Source organism: Pseudoxanthobacter soli DSM 19599, assembly GCF_900148505.1.
Taxonomy (GTDB): Bacteria; Pseudomonadota; Alphaproteobacteria; order Rhizobiales; family Segnochrobactraceae; genus Pseudoxanthobacter; species Pseudoxanthobacter soli.
Map to the genome: position 1 here is coordinate 1 of NZ_FRXO01000013.1, position 18,076 is coordinate 18,076.

General features: G+C 66.9%; 16 protein-coding genes. 11 read left to right on the plus strand and 5 right to left on the minus strand.

The annotated features are described in order from the left end of the window. The 3 genes from BUF17_RS19930 to BUF17_RS19940 form a co-directional block, all read left to right on the plus strand. A partial coding sequence (locus BUF17_RS19930; RefSeq protein ID WP_244530967.1) for a methyl-accepting chemotaxis protein occupies positions 1–600 on the plus strand: 600 nt, incomplete at its 5' end. A gap of 130 nt (positions 601–730) precedes the next feature. Further along, a complete protein-coding gene (locus tag BUF17_RS19935; RefSeq protein ID WP_073632049.1) occupies positions 731–1,582 on the plus strand; it encodes a dimethylarginine dimethylaminohydrolase family protein in 852 nt (283 codons plus the stop codon). Positions 1,583–1,746: 164 nt separating this feature from the next. Then, positions 1,747–3,417, plus strand: a complete 1,671-nt coding sequence (locus BUF17_RS19940) for a methyl-accepting chemotaxis protein (RefSeq protein ID WP_139282619.1) — start codon at positions 1,747–1,749, stop codon at positions 3,415–3,417. A gap of 72 nt (positions 3,418–3,489) precedes the next feature. Here BUF17_RS19940 and BUF17_RS19945 read toward each other — a convergent pair whose 3' ends face one another. Then, positions 3,490–4,242, minus strand: a complete 753-nt coding sequence (locus BUF17_RS19945) for an MBL fold metallo-hydrolase (protein WP_073632053.1) — start codon at positions 4,240–4,242, stop codon at positions 3,490–3,492. Between the two features lie 124 nt (positions 4,243–4,366). On the opposite strand from BUF17_RS19945, the gene BUF17_RS19950 reads away from it, so the two are divergent. The 6 genes from BUF17_RS19950 to BUF17_RS19975 all read left to right on the plus strand — a co-directional run bounded on the left by BUF17_RS19950 (position 4,367) and on the right by BUF17_RS19975 (position 12,320). Then, positions 4,367–6,370: a sigma-54-dependent Fis family transcriptional regulator gene (locus tag BUF17_RS19950; protein WP_073632056.1), complete on the plus strand. Its 2,004-nt coding sequence runs from the start codon at positions 4,367–4,369 to the stop codon at positions 6,368–6,370. A gap of 186 nt (positions 6,371–6,556) precedes the next feature. Beyond that, positions 6,557–7,597: an ATP-NAD kinase family protein gene (locus BUF17_RS19955; RefSeq protein WP_073632058.1), complete on the plus strand. Its 1,041-nt coding sequence runs from the start codon at positions 6,557–6,559 to the stop codon at positions 7,595–7,597. A gap of 62 nt (positions 7,598–7,659) precedes the next feature. Further along, complete coding sequence (locus tag BUF17_RS19960; protein ID WP_073632059.1) at positions 7,660–8,643, plus strand: thiamine pyrophosphate-dependent dehydrogenase E1 component subunit alpha; 984 nt, start codon at positions 7,660–7,662, stop codon at positions 8,641–8,643. A 34-nt stretch (positions 8,644–8,677) separates the two neighbouring features. After that, a complete protein-coding gene (locus tag BUF17_RS19965) occupies positions 8,678–9,697 on the plus strand; it encodes an alpha-ketoacid dehydrogenase subunit beta (protein WP_073632061.1) in 1,020 nt (339 codons plus the stop codon). A 13-nt stretch (positions 9,698–9,710) separates the two neighbouring features. Then, positions 9,711–10,823: an acetoin dehydrogenase dihydrolipoyllysine-residue acetyltransferase subunit gene (locus tag BUF17_RS19970; protein ID WP_073632062.1), complete on the plus strand. Its 1,113-nt coding sequence runs from the start codon at positions 9,711–9,713 to the stop codon at positions 10,821–10,823. A 384-nt stretch (positions 10,824–11,207) separates the two neighbouring features. Continuing rightward, positions 11,208–12,320, plus strand: coding sequence for a branched-chain amino acid aminotransferase (locus BUF17_RS19975; protein WP_073632064.1), 1,113 nt, complete (start codon positions 11,208–11,210; stop codon positions 12,318–12,320). Positions 12,321–12,570: 250 nt separating this feature from the next. Here the strand turns inward: BUF17_RS19975 and BUF17_RS19980 are convergent, their stop codons facing one another. After that, entirely contained in the window at positions 12,571–13,350 is a 780-nt protein-coding gene (locus BUF17_RS19980; RefSeq protein ID WP_073632066.1) for an SDR family NAD(P)-dependent oxidoreductase, read from the minus strand. Between the two features lie 163 nt (positions 13,351–13,513). Between BUF17_RS19980 and BUF17_RS19985 the strand changes: the two genes are divergently transcribed. Next, positions 13,514–14,410, plus strand: a complete 897-nt coding sequence (locus tag BUF17_RS19985) for an AraC family transcriptional regulator (protein ID WP_073632068.1) — start codon at positions 13,514–13,516, stop codon at positions 14,408–14,410. Between the two features lie 157 nt (positions 14,411–14,567). On the opposite strand, the gene BUF17_RS19990 is transcribed toward BUF17_RS19985, so the two are convergent. The 3 genes from BUF17_RS19990 to BUF17_RS20000 form a co-directional block, all read right to left on the minus strand. Continuing rightward, complete coding sequence (locus BUF17_RS19990; protein ID WP_073632194.1) at positions 14,568–15,476, minus strand: ketopantoate reductase family protein; 909 nt, start codon at positions 15,474–15,476, stop codon at positions 14,568–14,570. Positions 15,477–15,557: 81 nt separating this feature from the next. Next, a complete protein-coding gene (locus tag BUF17_RS19995) occupies positions 15,558–16,826 on the minus strand; it encodes a multidrug effflux MFS transporter (protein WP_244530968.1) in 1,269 nt (422 codons plus the stop codon). Beyond that, positions 16,823–17,281, minus strand: coding sequence for a MarR family winged helix-turn-helix transcriptional regulator (locus BUF17_RS20000; protein WP_244530969.1), 459 nt, complete (start codon positions 17,279–17,281; stop codon positions 16,823–16,825). Before BUF17_RS20000 ends, BUF17_RS19995 begins: the two co-directional genes overlap by 4 nt. Positions 17,282–17,454: 173 nt before the next feature. Between BUF17_RS20000 and BUF17_RS20005 the strand changes: the two genes are divergently transcribed. Continuing rightward, positions 17,455–18,024 carry a TetR/AcrR family transcriptional regulator gene (locus tag BUF17_RS20005; protein WP_073632070.1) on the plus strand — a complete coding sequence of 190 codons (570 nt, stop codon included), beginning with the start codon at positions 17,455–17,457 and terminating at the stop codon, positions 18,022–18,024. Positions 18,025–18,076 lie beyond the last annotated feature (52 nt).

The window sequence follows — 18,076 nt, forward strand, 5'->3', positions numbered from 1 at the left end:
GAGGAATCCGCCCGCATGGCCCGCGAGGCCGCCGACCATGCCGGCGACACCGCCGCCAAGATGCAGACCCTCTCCGCCGCCGCCGGCGACATCGGCGCCGTCGTCGATCTCATCAGCGCCATCGCCCAGCAGACCAACCTGCTCGCCCTCAACGCCACCATCGAGGCGGCGCGGGCCGGCGATGCCGGAAAGGGCTTCGCCGTGGTCGCCGCCGAGGTCAAGAGCCTCGCCGAGCAGACCGGAAAGGCCACCCAGCAGATCGCCGGCCAGATCGCCCGCATCCAGGCCTCCACCGGCGAATCCGTCGAGGCCATGGCCGCCATCAACCGCCGCATCGACGACATCAACGGCGTCACCACGCTCATCGCCGCCGCCGTCGAGCAGCAGATGGCCACCACCGCCGAGATCGCCGGCAACGTCCAGCAGGCCGCCATCGGCACCCGCCAGGTCACCCATAACATCGAGGGTGTCGCCACCGCCGCCGACGAATCCGGCGCCGCCGCCGCAGAGGTCCTTGCCTCCGCGGGCGAACTCTCAAGACAATCCGAGCGCCTCTCCCACGAGGTCGCGACCTTCCTCTCCACAATCAGAGCCGCATGATCTGATCGCGGGGCGAACCCCGCCGGCGGGAGGCTCTTCGCCCGGATGTCGCCTTGCGCGCATCCGGGCGCTCTTGTTCTCGGGCCGGGTGGAAGGGCACACTCGCGCGTGAAAGCAGGGAGGGACGAGCGTGCAGTGGTCGGTCGGGTCTGAAACCGGCGTCCTCAGGGACGTGCTGTTGTGCGCGCCGGAGCATTACCGGTGGATTCCCACCAACTCGATCGCGCGCGAAACGCTGGCCGGCGAACGCCGCATCGATCTCGCGCGCCTCGGCGCGCAATATCGGGAACTTGAGAGCGCGCTCGATTCCGCTGGCGTAACCCGCCACTATGTCGAGCTGGAAGGGCACCTGCCCTATCAAGTCTACACGCGCGATTCGAGCCAGACCACGCCGTGGGGACCGGTGCTGACGACGCTCGCCATGCCCCAGCGGCGCGGTGAATACGCCGCCATCCTGAAATTCCACGGGGCGACAGGCTTCTGGAACGTCGGCAGCATCGGCACCGTTGAGGGCGGAGACATCCACATCATCCGTGATGGCCTTTTGCTCGTCGGCCATTCCGGTGGACGGACCGACCGGACAGGTGCGGCGCAGTTCGCCGGCTGGTTCGCCGACAAGGGCTGGGAGACCCGGCTCGAAGCCTTCCCGGACCACTTCCTGCATCTCGACGTGCTGTTCTGCATGGCGGCCGACGGGCTGGCGGTCGCCTGCATCGAGGTGCTCGGCGACGACTTCGAGAGCTGGCTCAAGGATCATGGCATCCGGATCGTGGAGGCGACCTATCGCGAGGTGATGGCGATGAGCTGCAACCTGCTCGCGCTCGGTGGCGACCGGGTGATCTCGCCGCGCCACAGTGCGCGCATCAATGCCGCGCTGCGGGCCGAGGGCATCACGGTGTTCGATCCCGAACTCGATCTGTTCGCCGCCGGCGGCGGCAGCGTCCACTGCATGACGATGCCACTGAGACGGGACGCCATCTGAGCGGTGGATGAGACGATGGAATTAGGCACAAAGACGAACCCGAACTGAGGCAAAGCAAAGCGCCCGGAGCGGAACCGTCCCTATTCTGCCCCGACCGCGCGGGGGGTGCCGCGCGGAAGGGACTGAAATGCGGGGCTGTGCCTATGTCGTACAACAATCTTCCGATGATCTGGAAAGTGACCTGCCTGCTGATCGCGCTCGGCATCGTCAGCATCGGCGGGGGCATCTATGCCAGATCCGAGCTGATCGAGATCGATGCGCGTTACAACGAGATCATTCGCGGGCCGCAGCCGGCGACGCTTGAAATGGCCCGCGCGATGCGCGCGGTCATCGTGTCGCTGAACGACGTCTATGTCGCGATCGCATCGGACGCGGAGGGCGGGACGTCCGAGGACCTCGCCCTGCAGCAGAAGCACATGGCGTCCACCTACGAGCACATCGCGGAGGCGGCCAGGCTCGCGCCGGCCTATGCGTCGCGAATCGAGGATGTCGGCCGGAAGCTGAAGGCGGCCGTGGACGCATCCTGCTCCGGCACGCTGAATGCCGCACGGCAGAACGACAGCGGCGCGGCATCGGCCCGGATGGCGGGCGAGTGCCGGCCTGCCGTCGATGCGGTCATCGCCGAAGCGGTGACCCTGGACGACGGCATCTTCGACGATGCCGTGCGCATGAGCGACGAGGCCGCCGCCCGGGTGCGCACACTGACCGTGATGCTCGTGGGCGGGATCGCGGTGGCGACACTCGCCGTGATCGGGCTGGCGATCGTGCTGGTCCGTCGGGACATCGTCCGCCCGATCAACGCCGCCATCCGCAACATGGAAGCGATGGCCGGTGGCGATCTGGAACACAGCGAACTCGCCGAGGCCGTGCGGCGCAAGGACGAGATCGGGGCGCTTGCCCGCGCCCTCGAAATGCTGCGCGAGCAGCTTGAAGCCGGTGAGCACGCCCGCCGGGAACAGGCAAAGCGGGAAGAGGCGGAGAACCACCGGCTGAAACTGCGCGAGAGCCTGGCCGAGACGTTCGTCTTCCGGATGCGGGACCTGTCGGCGAGCTTCGCCCAGTCGTCCAACGACGTGGCGGGATCCGCGCGCGACCTGTCGGCCACCGCGGAAGAGACCTCACGGCAGGCCCAGGCGGTCGCGGCCGCCACCGAGCAGGCGGCAAGCAGCGTGCAGACGGTGGCATCCGCGTCGGAGGAACTCGCGACCTCGGTCCACGAAATCACGCAGCAGGTCAGTCACGCGGCGAGCGTGGCGGACCTCGCGTTCCGGGAGGCCGCCGCCTCCAACGACAGGATCGCCGAGCTTTCGCAGGTGGCGACGGCGATCGGCAACGTGATCTCGCTCATCAAGGGTATCGCCGATCAGACCAACCTGCTCGCCCTCAACGCCACGATCGAATCCGCCCGCGCGGGCGAGGCCGGCAGGGGCTTCGCCGTGGTCGCCTCGGAAGTGAAGCAGCTCGCCAGCCAGACGGGCCGGGCAACGGAGGAAATCGCCGCCAAGATCGCGGAGATCCAGACCGCCACCCAAGGCACCGTCTCGTCGATGACCGAGATCATCCGCGTCGTCGGCGACATCAAGCAGATTTCCTCCACCATCGCGAGCGCGGTCGAACAGCAGGGTGCAGCGACCCAGGAGATCGCGCAGAACTGCCAGCACGCCGCCGTCGGCGCGCAGCAGGTGACCGTCAATATCGGCAGCGTCGGCGAAGCCGCGGAACTGACCGGATCCGCATCCGCCCAGTTGCTCTCCCTCTCCGTCGGGCTGTCGGACCAGGCGACCGACCTGCGTCAGGTCGTGGAGCGGTTCGTGAGCGATCTCGCCGCCGCGTGACGCGCGAAGCCCCGCATAGGCCGGGCGTCGAGCCCTGCCTATGCGGGGCCTTGTCGTGTCGACAGCAGAAGATCAACCCAGATGGCAGCCGGCCTTGCGCCGGCCTGCCAGATAATCCCGCACGATGGCATCGAGACGTGCCCGGCCGAAGCTCGGGAAATGGCCGCCATGAACGGTCTCGACGGGAAGCCGCAGCAGCCGCTCCAGAGACGCGACATAGTCGTCCGGGTTGGAGTGATAGGCATCGTCGATCAACGGCCCGTCATAGACGATATCGCCGGCAAGCAGCGTGGCGGTTTTCGCCTCCCAGAGCGCTATCCCACCGGGTGAATGGCCCGGCGTGTGAATGACCTCGAACGCCCGGTCGCCGAGGTCGAGGATATCGCCGTCCTGGAGCAGATGGCCGGCCGGTGCGGCGGTCACGCGGTAGCCCGCGGTGTCCCAACCCTCCGGCAAGGCGTCGAACATGTCCTCGGTGGCATAGCGATCGGCGACCGTGAGAGCGGGCCGCGGATCAGCGAGAATCGCCGCTTCGGCACAATGCACGCAGCGGTCGGCGAACTCGTGATGCCCGCCGATGTGATCGAAATGGGTGTGGCTCGCCACGCACAGGATCGGCCGACCGGTCAAAAGCGCAACGTGGCGCCGCAGCGGCACCGCACCGAGACCGGTATCGAGCAGCAGGTCGCGGTCCCGCCCGCGGACATGCCACATGTTGCAGCGATAGAACGGCTTGATCCAGGGTTCGTGGATCAGCGTGATGCCGTCCGCCTGCAACCGGGTCTCGTACCAACGGCTGGGCTCGATGACGGCAAGTTGCACCATGGCCCTTCGACTCCCCGCGCGTGCCACGCCGCGTTGATCAGCGTGCCCTTGATTATCCTTTGCCGTGGCGCGACACTCGCCGTCAAACACAACAGCGACAAACGCTGGCGGGAGGAGCACGGCCGTGAGGCAAGCGCAAGCCGCCCACATCGACGAACTCGTGCGCGTCGCCATCGGCGAGCGGACAGCACGGGACGCGATCATCCATGCCTCCTGGCGCCGATGCGTCGACGAGCACAAGCTCGACCCGGAGGTGCTGCGCGAGGCGAGGATCCTGACGGAAGGCCGGCTGCGCGAACATCGCGACGCGCTCGACGACTTCCTGCATACCGCCCGCTTCGGGCTGGAGATGCTCTACCGGCAGATCTCCGGCCTCGGCTACGTGCTGCTTTTGACCGACGCCAAGGGCGTCACAGTCGACTTCATCGGCGACCTGACCTTCAACAACATGCTGCGGCAAGCGGGGCTCTATCTCGGCGCGATGTGGAGCGAACCGCAGATGGGCACCTGCGCGGTCGGCACCTGCATCGCCACCGGTGAGGCGCTCACGGTGCATCTGACCGATCACTTCGACGCAACGCATATTCCGCTGACCTGCACCGCCGCACCGGTGTTCGACCCGACGGGAGAACTCGCCGCCGTGCTCGACATCTCGGCGCTGAAGTCGCCTGAGCCGAAGCAGAGCCAGTTTCTGGCGTTGCAGCTGGTAAAGTCGTTCGCCCACAAGATCGAGATCGCCCACCTCCTCAACCGCTTCCGCCGCGACTGGATCCTGAAGCTTTCGGCATCGCTCGAATTCGCCGACATCGACCCGGACTATGTGCTGGCGGTCGATGCGGGCGGCCGGATCATCGGCTTCAACAACCGTGCGCGGCAATTGATCGGCCGCGAACCCGTGGCGGGGCCGGAAGGACGCCCGCCCGCGCGCCGGAATGCCTCTCTGCTCGGCCGCCGGCTCGACGAAGTGTTCGATTTCAGCGCGGACGACCTGCCGCGCTTCACGCACTCGCAGCCGACGACCGAACGGGTGGTGAGGCTCGCCGCGAGCGGAACCATGCTCTTTGCCGAGGCCCTGCCACCCCCGCCGCCAGTGCAGCGACAGTCCGCTGCGCCGCCGAGCCTGCCGCCGCCGCTTCGCGAGCTGTGCGGCGGCGACACGGCGATGCGCGATGTCGTCGGCCGCGCCGCGAAGCTCGTCAACGCGCAGATGAGCCTGCTGATCCACGGCGAGACCGGCACCGGCAAGGAGCACCTCGCCAAGGCGCTCCACGCGGCGGGCGCCCGCGCGGGCAAGCCCTTCGTCGCGGTGAACTGCGCGGCGTTGCCGGATACGCTGATCGAGGCCGAGCTGTTCGGCTACGAGCCCGGCGCGTTCACCGGTGCCTCCGCGAAGGGGCGCCGCGGGCTTGTGCTGGAGGCCGACGGCGGCACCCTGTTCCTGGACGAGATCGGCGACATGCCGCTCGCCTCGCAGACGCGCCTGCTGCGCGTGCTCGCCGAACGGGAGGTGCTGCCGGTCGGCCGGACCCGGCCCGTGCCGGTCAATATCCGCGTGATCGCCGCCACCCACCGCGATCTGGTGGAAGAAGTGAAGGCCGGCCGCTTCCGCGACGACCTCTATTTCCGCCTGAACGGCGCGGTGCTGACCCTACCGCCCCTGCGCCAGCGCGCTGACCTCGAATGGCTGATCGGGCGGCTGCTCGCCGCAAGCCATGCGGGCGAAGGCGGCAGGGAGCCGCCGAAGCCGCTGTCGCAGACGGCGCTGAACGCCCTGAAAGCCTATGCCTGGCCGGGCAACATCCGGGAACTCGTCAACGCCCTCGATTATGCGTGCGCCGTCGCAGGCGGGCCCGTCATCGACCTTGGCGACCTGCCCGAGCACATCGCCATGGCCGCGGATGCCGATGGCTGGCTTCAGCCGGGTCCGCACGCGGCCCCCGCGCGGCCGGAGGTGCACCCCTTCTCCGTCGCGGCACGGGACGGCGACCCGGCGCAGCAGTTGCAGGCGGTGCTGCGGACCCATCACTGGAACGTCTCGGCGGCCGCACGCGCCCTCAACGTCGATCGCACCACCATTCATCGCCAGATGCGCCGCTTCGGCATCGTGCCGCCGAACAGGCGCAACTGACGAAAGTGCGGCGTCGCCTCGCCACACCTGTTGCACGCTACGCCACAGGTGCGGCGCCGCGGTTGCGGACCACCGCCCGTGACCTGGTGCTTTTCTAATTCAAGAACAAGGGCTTAGAAATATAGCCCATCTGGCATCGTGCTTGCTCTCCTTCTTTGGCAACAAGAACAACGAAGGAGGAAGCCGATGTCGCCGCTGGTGGGCATCATCGCCAATCCGGTTTCCGCGCGCGACATCCGCCGCGTCGTCGCCAACGCGTCCAGCCTGCAGCTCGCCGACAGGGCCAATATCGTGCTCCGAGCTCTGGCGGCGCTTTGCGCCACCGGGATCGAGCACGTCGTGATGATGCCGGATGCCGGCGGCATCCGCGGTCACGTCGTGCGCGGGCTCGACCGCTCCGCGCACCTGGGCGAGGGCCGCTTTCCGCGCGTCTCGTTCCTCGACATGAAGCCCGCCGGAACCGTAGACGACACGCGCCGCGCCGCGCGCATGATGGCGGCATCGGGTGTCGCGGCGATCATCGTGCTCGGCGGCGACGGCACCCATCGCGCCGTCGTGGCGGAATGCGGCGACGTACCCGTCGCCGGCATCTCGACCGGAACCAACAACGCATTTCCCGAGCACCGCGAGCCGACGATCACCGGCCTCGCGACGGGTCTCGCCGTTTCGGGGCGGGTGCCGAAGGCGATCGCCTTCATGGCCAACAAGCTCATCGAGGTCCGCACCGACGACGCCCCGCCGGAAGTGGCGCTGGTGGACGTCGCGTTCGTGACCGACCGCTGGGTGGGCGCGCGCGCACTGTGGCGCACGGCGACGTTCCGCGAGCTGTTCGTCACCTTCGCCGACCCGGAGGTGATCGGAATGGCGTCCATCGCCGGGCTGATCGAACCGATCGGCCGGACCGAACCGGGCGGCATGATGGTGCGGCTGTGCCCGGCCGATCTTGCGCCGATGGAGGTTCGAGCACCGATCGCCCCTGGCCTGATCGAGCCGATCGGCATCGAGGACTGGCGACGGATGCCGGCGGGCGTGCCGTTCGCCCCCAGCCTGCCGGCCGGCGCCATCGCGCTCGACGGTGAGCGCGAGCTGTTCTTCGACGCCCACCAGACCGTTTCCGTCGTTCTCCACGACAACGCGTTCCGAACCGTCGACGTCGCGTCGGTGATGCGGTTCGCCGCGGCGCGGGGGCTGATGCGCACCGGTCACCCGGCGGAGGCGGCCTGCTGACGCGACCGCGAGGGACACTGGCTCTTCAAGATAAATCCCATCAAAACAACAAGGAGGAAACGATGACCAACAATCCCTTCCCGCTTTCCGAGGCGGAACTGGCGCAGGCCTATCGCACCATGCGGACCATCCGCGAGTTCGAGGAGCGGCTGCATGTCGAATTCGCCCGCGGCGACATTCCCGGCTTCGTACACCTCTATGCCGGCGAGGAGGCCTGCGCGACCGGCATCATGATGCATCTGAACGATGTCGACCGCATCGCCTCCACCCACCGCGGCCATGGTCACTGCATCGCCAAGGGCGTCGATGTCCACGAGATGATGGCCGAGATCTACGGCAAGTCGAACGGCTCGTGCCGCGGCAAGGGCGGCTCGATGCACATCGCCGATCTCTCCAAGGGCATGATGGGGGCGAACGGCATTCTCGGCGCCGGCGCGCCGCTGATCTGCGGCGCGGGGCTTGCGGCGAAGTTCCGCGGCGACGGCGGCGTCGGCATCACCTTCTTCGGCGACGGCGCCGCCAACCAGGGCACCGTGCTGGAAAGCATGAACCTCGCCGCGATCTGGAACCTGCCGGTGATCTTCGTGGTGGAGAACAACGGCTACGCGGAATCGACTTCCGTCGAATATGCGACGGCCGTCGATTCCTATGTCGACCGGGCGACCGGCTTCGGCCTGCCGGGCGTGACCGTCGACGGCACCGACTTCTTCGCGGTGCACGAGGCGGCCGGCGAGATGATCCGGCGCGCGCGCGAGGGCGGCGGCCCGGCCCTGCTCGAATGCAAGACGGTGCGCTTCTTCGGCCATTTCGAGGGCGACGCCCAGACCTACAAGGCGAAGGGCGAGAACGACGCCAACCGCGCCAGCCGCGACTGCCTGAAGCTGTTCGCGGAGCGCGTGTCGTCCGCGGGCGTGCTCTCCGACGCCGATCTGGCGCTGATCGACCGGGAGGTCGCGCAACTGATCGACGATGCGGTGGAAAGCGCCAAGGGCGCCAGCCTGCCGACGCCGCGCGAACTCACCACCGACGTCTACGTCGCCTACTGACGCCGCCAGAACAAGACAACCGGAGGAAACCATCATGGCCCGCAAGCTCAGCTACAAGCTGGCGATCAACGAGGCGCTCGACCTCGAAATGCGCCGCGACCCGACCGTGATCCTCATGGGCGAGGACATCGTCGGCGGCGCCGGCGCGCCCGGCGAGACGGATGCGTGGGGCGGCGTGCTCGGCGTGACCAAGGGGCTCAACGCGAAGCACCCCGGCCGCCTGCTCGACACGCCGCTGTCTGAATCGGCCTATATCGGCGCGGCCATCGGCGCGGCGGCCTGCGGCATGCGCCCGGTCGCGGAGCTGATGTTCCTGGACTTCATGGGCGTCTGCTTCGACCAGATCCTGAACCAGGCGGCCAAGTTCCGCTACATGTTCGGCGGCAAAGCCCGCACGCCGGTGGTGATCCGCGCCATGGTCGGCGCCGGCTTCAGGGCCGCCGCGCAGCATTCGCAGATGCTGACGCCGATGTTCACCCACGTCCCGGGGCTGAAGGTCGTCTGCCCCTCCAACGCGTATGACGCCAAGGGACTGCTGATCCAGTCGATCCGCGACGACGATCCCGTGATCTTCTGCGAGCACAAGAACCTCTACGGCCACGAGACCGACGTGCCGGCCGAGTCCTACGCCATCCCGTTCGGCGAGGCGAACGTGGTGCGCGAAGGCAAGGACGTCACGATCGTCGCCTACGGCCTGATGGTGCATCGCGCGCTCGACGCAGCGGAGAAGCTCGCCAAGGAGAAGCGGATCGAGGCCGAGGTGATCGACCTGCGGACGCTGTCGCCCATCGACTGGGACACCGTGATCGAGAGCGTGGAGGGAACCGGCCGGCTCGTCGTTGTGGACGAGGCCAACCCGCGGTGTTCCATCGCCTGCGACGTGGCCGCGACCGTGGCGCAGCAGGCCTTCTCGGCGCTCAAGGCCGCGCCGCAGATGGTGACGGCGCCCCACACGCCGGTGCCGTTCTCGCCGGCCCTCGAAGACCTCTACATCCCCTCCGCCGACATCATCGCCGCTGCCGTGGCGAAAACTGTCGTGCGCGAACACGCCTGATCGGAAGCAGACCATGAACGAGCGTATCAAGCCCATCGTCATGCCGAAGTGGGGCCTGTCGATGTCGGAAGGCAAGGTCACCGGCTGGCTGAAGAAGCCGGGGGCGCGGATCGCCGTCGGCGACGAAATCGTCGAGGTGGAGACGGACAAGATCGCGGGCGTGGTGGAAGCCGGGGATGCGGGGCAGCTGCGCCGCATTCTCGGCGAGCCGAACACCGTCTACCCGGTGAAGGCGCTGATCGGCGTCGTCGCGGACGAGGACGTGCCGGACGACGAGATCGACGCCTTCGTCGCCGGCTACGTCACCCCCGCCGAGGACGACGAGGGCGGCGAGGAGGCCGGCCCGCGCTACGAGTTCGCGGAAACGCCCGCAGGCCGCATCCGCTACGCACGCAAGGGCGACGGCGCGGAGACGGTCATCCTGATCCACGGCTTCGGCGGCGATCTCGACAACTGGCTGTTCAACATCGACGCGCTCGCCGGGAAGGCCACCGTCTATGCGCTCGACCTGCCCGGTCATGGCCAGTCCGACAAGACCGTGAAGACGCCGGATCTCGGCGGCCTGTCCCAGGCACTCGTCGGCTTCATGGACACGGTGGGCATCGCGAACGCCCATCTCGTCGGCCACTCCATGGGCGGCGCCATCGCGATCCGAACCGCGCTCGACCATCCGGAGCGGGTTCGCTCGCTGACGCTGATCGGCTCGGCCGGACTCGGAGAGGAGATCGACGGTGACTATGTCGCCGGGTTCGCTCAGGCGAACTCGCGGCGCGACCTGAAGCCGCTGCTGGAGCGGCTGTTCGAGGACCCGGGCCTCGTCAGCCGCCAGCTCGTCGACGATGTGCTGAAATATAAGCGCCTCGACGGCGTCGAAACCGCCCTTGCCGCCATCTCCGGGGCCGTGTTTCCGAACGGGCGGCAGGCCGAGGTGCTGTCGGCCCGGCTGAAGGATGGACCGTCGACGCTGGTGATCTGGGGCGCCGGCGACCGCATCATTCCCGCGGCCCATGCAGGCGTCCTCGGGCCTGCTGCGAAGGCGGAGGTAATCGAAGGTGCCGGGCACATGGTTCAGATGGAGAAGGCGAACCGGGTGAACGAACTGATCCTCGGCCACATCGCGGGCTGATCGCGGCGCCAGATCAGGTACCCGACACGCGGGCTCCGCACCTTCGGGCGCGGGGCCCTTTTTTCGTGCGGACCCGCGCGGACGAAGCCCCCGTGCCCCTTCCGAGCGGCCGCTTCCCGCCCGCCCCGGCACGATCGCGGAAATCGCCACGTTTCCGCCGTTGACATCTGGCTTCAATCGCCCGATAGCCGAACGACAGCATCAAATGGATCTGCGGTGTGCTGGCCTCGCCAACGCTCGCCTCCGCGCCGCACGTCCTTTCTGCCGATCCGACGTGAAGTGCCAATATTGTGCATCTGCAATAATTCAAGACTCCGTCATTGCTCATGCGAACAAGATGACACTGATAAAGACGCTCAACCGCTAGGATTACGAGTGTAGATTATGAGTGACCCGCTCAAGACCCCGATCAGCATCACTCGGACCGAGACGCCGCATGCGCGGCCGGCCGACAATGCACTTTCGTTCGGCAAGGTCTTCACCGACCACATGTTCATCATGAACTACAATGCGGACAAGGGTTGGCATGACCCCCGCGTGGTGCCCTACGGGAAGCTCAGCCTCGACCCAGCGACGTCGGTGCTGCATTACGGCCAGGCGATCTTCGACGGCCTGAAGGCCTTCCGCGGCGCCGACGGCAAGATTCGTCTTTTCCGCGCGCAGCGCCACGCCGAGCGTCTGAACAAGTCGTGTGCGGCGCTCTGCATCCCCACTCTCGACGTCGATCTCGTCCGCCGCTCGTTCGAGGCCATCGTCGGCGTCGACAATGAATGGGTTCCGTCCGCACCGGGCACGTCGCTCTATGTCCGGCCGACGATCATCGCCACCGACGTCGCCCTCGGCGTGCATCCGGCGACCAACTATATCTACTTCGTGATCTGCTCGCCGGTCGGCGCCTACTACAAGGAAGGCGTCAAGCCGGTGCGCATCCTTGCGTCGGACAAGTACGTCCGCGCGGTGAAGGGCGGCCTCGGCGAGGCGAAGACGGCGGCGAACTATGCCGCCTCGCTTTCCGGCCAGCAGGAAGCCGAGGACAAGGGCTACACTCAGGTCCTCTGGCTCGACGGCGTCGAGCGGAAATATATCGACGAAGTCGGCACCATGAACATCTGGATGCTCATCGGGGACGAGGTGGTCACTCCGCCGCTCGAGGGAACGATCCTCGACGGCGTCACGCGCAACTCCGTCATGACGCTCCTCAACGACTGGGGCTACACGGTGTCCGAGCGCCGCATCACCATCGACGAAGTGATGCAGGCGGGCCATGACGGCACGCTGCGCGAGATGTGGGGCACGGGCACCGCAGCCGTCGTCTCGCCGGTCGGCGAACTCGGCTACAAGGACGACAAGGTCTTCATCGGCAACGGCGGGACCGGCGCGCTGACCCAGCGGCTCTACGACCACATCACCGGCATCCAGTATGGCCGGGAGGCCGACACCCACGGCTGGACGAGCGTGGTGGACGTTCCGGCGGCCGCCGAGAAGCAGATCGCCTGATTTCAGGCGGGCAGACGCGGGCCGGCGGCTCTTGGCCGCCGGATTCCGGTCTCGGACAGTCCGCCGTGGCGGAACCGGTCGGGACGGCAGGCATGCTTACGCTCTCGAACGCAGTGCGGCTTCCGCGGACTGCGTTCGAGAGCATATCCCGTTCAGATCGAACCGATCTGAACGACAACGATATGCGCAAGCCATTGAATCTGGGGCGATTTCTTCTCGATCGGATGATTCCATCCGATCGGTAAGCTCTCTAGATGAGCATGCCGCCCGATACCTCGATGCGCTGGGCATTGACCCAGCGATTGTCTTCCGAAAGCAGGGACGCGATCATCGGGCCGACATCTTCGGGTACGCCGGCGCGGCCGAGCGCCGTCGCCTCGGCGACACGCGCATTGATATCGGGATTGTCGCGCACCATGCCGCCGCTGAAATCGGTGGCGATGGCACCCGGTGCGACCACATTGGCGGTGATCCGCCTCGGCCCCAGCTCCTTCGCCATATAACGGGTCAGCACCTCCACAGCCCCCTTCATCGAGGCGTAGGAAGCGCTGCCGGGGAAGGCGAACCGGGTCAGACCGGACGAGACATTGACGATGCGCCCCCCATCGTTGATGAGCGGCAGCAGCTTCTGGGTCAGGAAGAACACGCCCTTGAAGTGGACATTGTAGAGCATGTCCAGTTCCGCCTCCGTCGTCTGCTCGATGCCGTTGTGATGCGAGGTGCCGGCATTGTTGACGAGATAGTCGAAGCGTTCTGCTCCGAGCCTGGAAAGCGCCTGCCTCACCTCCTGCACGAAGCCATCGAAACGCCCCGTGTCGCCAGTATCGAGTTGCAACGCCACCGCTTCGGCGCCGGCTTCGGCAACCGCACCGATGACCTTCTCGGCTTCTGCCCGATTGGAATTGTAGGTAAAGATCGAGGCCACGCCGCGGGCGGCGAGATTGAGCACCGTGCTGCGGCCCAATCCGCGACTGCCGCCCGTGATGATCGCGACTTTTCGCTTTGATCCGAAAGAGGTTTCCGTCGACATATGCGGGTTCCTTGCTGGAGCGATGTGGGCATCATAGAAGCCGCCTGCCTGCGACTTGAATGCCGGAACCCCGCAGATTCTTGCCTATTCCTGCTCGCCAGCCTATCGTGATGGATCGCCCGCGGCAAAAGAACGACATGGCGAGGCGACATGGCAGAACCACATGGCAAACGGACTGGCTGAGGCGCTGACCCACTATACCGACCGGCAGGTCGGGCAGAGCCCGTTCATCACCGCCATCGAGGGGCTGACCATCCTGCGCTCGGACCACGAGCGGGCGCCGACGCACACCATCATCAGACCTGCGCTTTGCGTCGTCGCGCAGGGCGAGAAGTGGTCGACGTTCGGCAAGCAGCGCTTCGAATACAAGGCCGGGCAGGCGCTGGTGGTCGGCATCGAGATGCCGTCTGTCGGCCGGATCGTCGCGGCAAGCCCGCGCGAACCCTTCCTCGGTGCGGTGATCGAATTCACCCCTGCGATCATGCGCGATGTGATGGAGCACATGGACGCGCCGCTCAAAACCAGCGGGACGGTCGGCCGCGGCGTGTTCGTGACGGACTTCGAAGGGCCACTGGCAGATTGCGTGTTGCGGCTGATCCGCCTGCTCGACACGCCGGATGCGATCCCGGCGCTCCATCCCCTGATCACGCGCGAGATTTGCTACTGGCTGCTGGCGGGGCCGCGCGGCGGCGATATCGCCGGGATGACGCTGGCGAACAGCTATGCCCAGCGCGTGATCGGCGCCATCCACTGCCTGCGTGCGCGCTTCACGGAAGCGATCCGGATCGACGAGCTGGCCGCGATCGCACAGATGAGCCCGTCGGCCTTCCACCGCCAGTTCAAGGCGCTGACATCCATCACCCCGCTGCAATATCAGAAGCAGCTTCGTCTGCTGGAGGCACGGCGCCTGATCGTTTCGAAGGACGTCAACGTAGAGACGGCGGCGTTCGAGGTCGGCTACGAAAGTCCCTCGCAGTTCAGCCGCGAATATTCCCGCATGTTTGGCGCGCCGCCCAGGCGCGACATCAGGAAATTGGGAGCCCCCCCGGCATTGGCTTAGAGCATATCCCGTTCAGATTGAACAGATCTGAACGATAAGGATATGCTCAAGCTTCTGAATCTGGAGCGATTTCTTGTCGATCTGATGATTCCATCAGATCGGAAAGCGCTCTAGGCGGCCTCACCTCAAGGCCGTCATCAATGAAGTCGCTGCTTCATCAGCCACCTGCGGAGGCGGCACTCCTGGTTTCCAGCGCCCGCACGAGGCTGTGCATCGCCCGGTTTACTGGCGTCGGCACGCCGAACTCCAGACCCTTGCGGACGATGTAGCCGTTGAGGTGATCGATCTCGGTGCGGCGTCCTCGCGCCAGATCCTGTGCGGTGGAGGAGCGCTGGCCAGGCATCGCCACGCCGACATCAAGCACCGTCGTCCAGATGTCGGCGGGCAACGGGACGCCCAGGCGCAGGGCGACCGCCGTGCATTCCTGCACCGCATCCTGCATGACCTCCTGAAGGCCGGGCACCGGCAGGAGTTCGCCATAGGCCTGCCCCGTAATCGCCGACACCGCATTGTAGGCACAGTTGACGATCAGCTTGGTCCAGAGAGCCGTGAGTGCGTCCGCGGAGACGCGCGCGGGAATGCCCGCCTCCGTCAAGCGGGCCGCCAGCCCTTCGCTCGCCCCGGACGGCCCGACGACGAGGTCACCGCGCCCGTGGTGGCGAACGTGACCCGGTCCGGCCATCTCCGCGGCCACATAGACCACGACCGGCACCACCTCGCGACCGAGCACCGCCTGGAGCCGCTCGGCATTGTCCACACCGTTCTGCAGGCTCCAGACCGCGCATTCCGGTGCGAGATGAGGGGCCATCTGGCGACCGGCTTCCTCGGTGTCATTCGACTTCACGCAGACGAGCACCAGATCCGCGCCCGCCACGCCGGCCGGGGCTTCCGTGGCGGCGACCGGAACCGTGTGACGGCGGCCACCCATATCCAGCAGAAGGCCACGGTGGCCGATCGCCTCGACATGGCCGAGCCGGCCGATCAGCGTCACGTCGTGCCCGGCCCGTGCAAGCAGCGCTCCGAAATAGCAGCCGACGGCACCGGCCCCCATGACTGCGATCTTCATGGCAGCCATCTTCATGGCATTTCCTCCTCGCGATCCCTGCTCACACCCACCGGCCGCACGGGCGATCAGGCGATCAGGCGATCAGGCGATGGCCTTCGCATCTGTCGCGCGACCCTGGAAGCGCGCCGCGACCAGGAACGCGAGTTGGGCGACGATGCCCGCACCCGTCAGGACAACGGCCGACGCAAGGGCGGGGTTGCTGCCGAACCCGACAAGAGACGTGCACAGCGCACCGACCGCCATCTGTGAAAATCCGTAGAGGCCGGACGCGGATCCGATGACGTGCGGATCGACGCTGACGGCTTCCGTCAGAGCCGCAGGCGCGGCGGTGCCGACACCGAGGGTGAAGACGAACATCAGCCCGACAGCGAGCCCCGCGGAGAGATGCCCGGATACGACCGTGACGAGCAGCAGGAGCGCCGCGACCACGCTGATGGCGTTCGCCCCGACCAGCAGGCGCCGGATCGGCATCCGCCCGACGAGCCGGCTGGCGAGCACACTGCCGACCCAGACGCCGAGAATGAGCACCGCGAGGTAGGTGCCGACCTGCCCGGCCGGCCGGTGCAGTTCTTCCACGAAGATGAACGGTGCCGCCGCGATGAACGCATACATCGACGTGGTCGCGCAGCCACCCCCGATCGCAAAGCCGAGGAAGGCAGGCGAGAGCATCAGCCGGCGATAGTTGCGCGCGACCGCGCCGCCGCCGCCGGAGGCCGGTACGGCCGTCTCTGGCAGCAGCCGCCACGTCAGCAGCAGGTTGACGACGCCAAGGCCCGTGAGCACGAGAAAGATGGCGCGCCAGCCGGCGACGCCGGCAAGAAGCGCCCCGGCGAGCGGCGCCATTCCCGGCCCCAGGGTCACCATCAGGTTGAGCAGCGCCAGCCGCCGCGCCGCGTTGTCCGGCCCGGCCGTGTCCCGCACGATCGCACGGCCGAGCACCAGTCCGGCACAACCGCCGAACGCCTGGAGCAGGCGCGCCACGATCAGCACATGGATGTTGCCTGCGAAGGCCGCCGCGAGCCCCGCCAATGCGTAGATCGCGAGCCCGACCATCAAGGTCGGGCGGCGGCCGAACCGGTCCGATACCGGCCCGTAGATCAGTTGGCCGACCGCGAGGCCGAGGATATAGAGGCTGATGGTCAGCTGCATCGAGGACGGACCGACGAACAGGTCCGCGGCGGCCGAGGGAAGCGCCGGAACGAAGATGTGCATCGCGAAGGTGCCGCTGAACGTCAGCAGTGCCACCAGCGCGAGCGGAACATGGGGCGGGCGCACGGCAGGCGCGGGCTGAGCTTCCGCCGGCGCCGTGGACGACGACATGCGGGCGAGCGCCTCCCGGGAGCCGCTCACGTCTGCGAACCCTCCGGCGCGGCGAGAACGTCGCAGACATGCCTCAGCACGCGCATGGTCGTCGCCAGGTCGGCCTGCGACACGCCTGCGAGAGCGTCGTCGCGGACCGTGCGGGCACTTTCCTCGACGTGCCGGACCATCTCCTGCCCCGCCGGGGTCAGCACGACGGTCTTCGCCCTGCGGTCGCCGTCCTGCTCACGCCGCTCGACGAGGCCGGCTTCCTGAAGGGAATCAAGCAGGCGGACAACCGCGGAACTGTCGAGCGAGAGCGAGGCAGCGAGTTCCTTCTGGCGCAGCGTTTCGGGAGTCCGCGCAAGCCGGATCAACGGCAGCCACGTCGCCTCCGTCAGCCCGAACGGCTGAAGGCTGCGATCGACGGCGCGCCGCCACTGCCGGGCGGCCAATGCCAGCAGCGGGCCGAACCTGCTTGGTGAGCAATCGCTGTCCGACATCATGGCGCCATTTTCGATGATAGGTCATTAGATGACATATCATTTAATTCGCCGACGCGAAGAATGCAATCGCGATGGGTTTCGGGAGAGCCGCCGGCCCCGTCCGGATTGACAGCGTCATGGGTACGCTGTAATGAGTAAGCACTCAGTCTTTAAATGTCAGGATCGAAGCGCTCATGGCGCGTCTCAAAAGCGACGATCGGCGCAGTGCGATTCTCTCCGCGACGGTGGAGCTCGTCGCGCAACAGGGGACGGGCGCCAGCACCGCCAGCATCGCCAAGAGCGCGGGAGTCGCCGAAGGCTCGATCTTCACCTATTTCGAGACCAAGGACGATCTCCTCAACCAGATCTACCTCGATCTCAAACGAGACCTGATCAACGCCATCCTGTCCGGCTTCCCCGAGCGCGGCGATCTGAAGGCGCGGGCGCATCACGTCTGGCAGGGCTATGTCGCCTGGGGCGTTTCCAACCCATCCAAGCGCAAGGCCATGGCGCAACTGAGCGTTTCCGAGCGCATCTCCGCTGGCAACAAGGCGCGGGGACTGGCGATGTTCGCCGAAGTCACCATCATCCTGTCGGAATGCGTTACGCGCCCCGCCGTACGGACCATGCCCGCCTCCTATCCGGGCAGCGTGTTCGCCGCCATCGCAGACGCGACGATGGACGCCATCATCACCGATCCCTCTCGCTCGGCCGAGTACAGCGTGGCCGGGTTTGAGGCCCTATGGAACGCCGTTCACGAGTGAACGGTTTTTTATTTACCCCCATTATGAGTGATTGCTCATTCATAGAACTGAT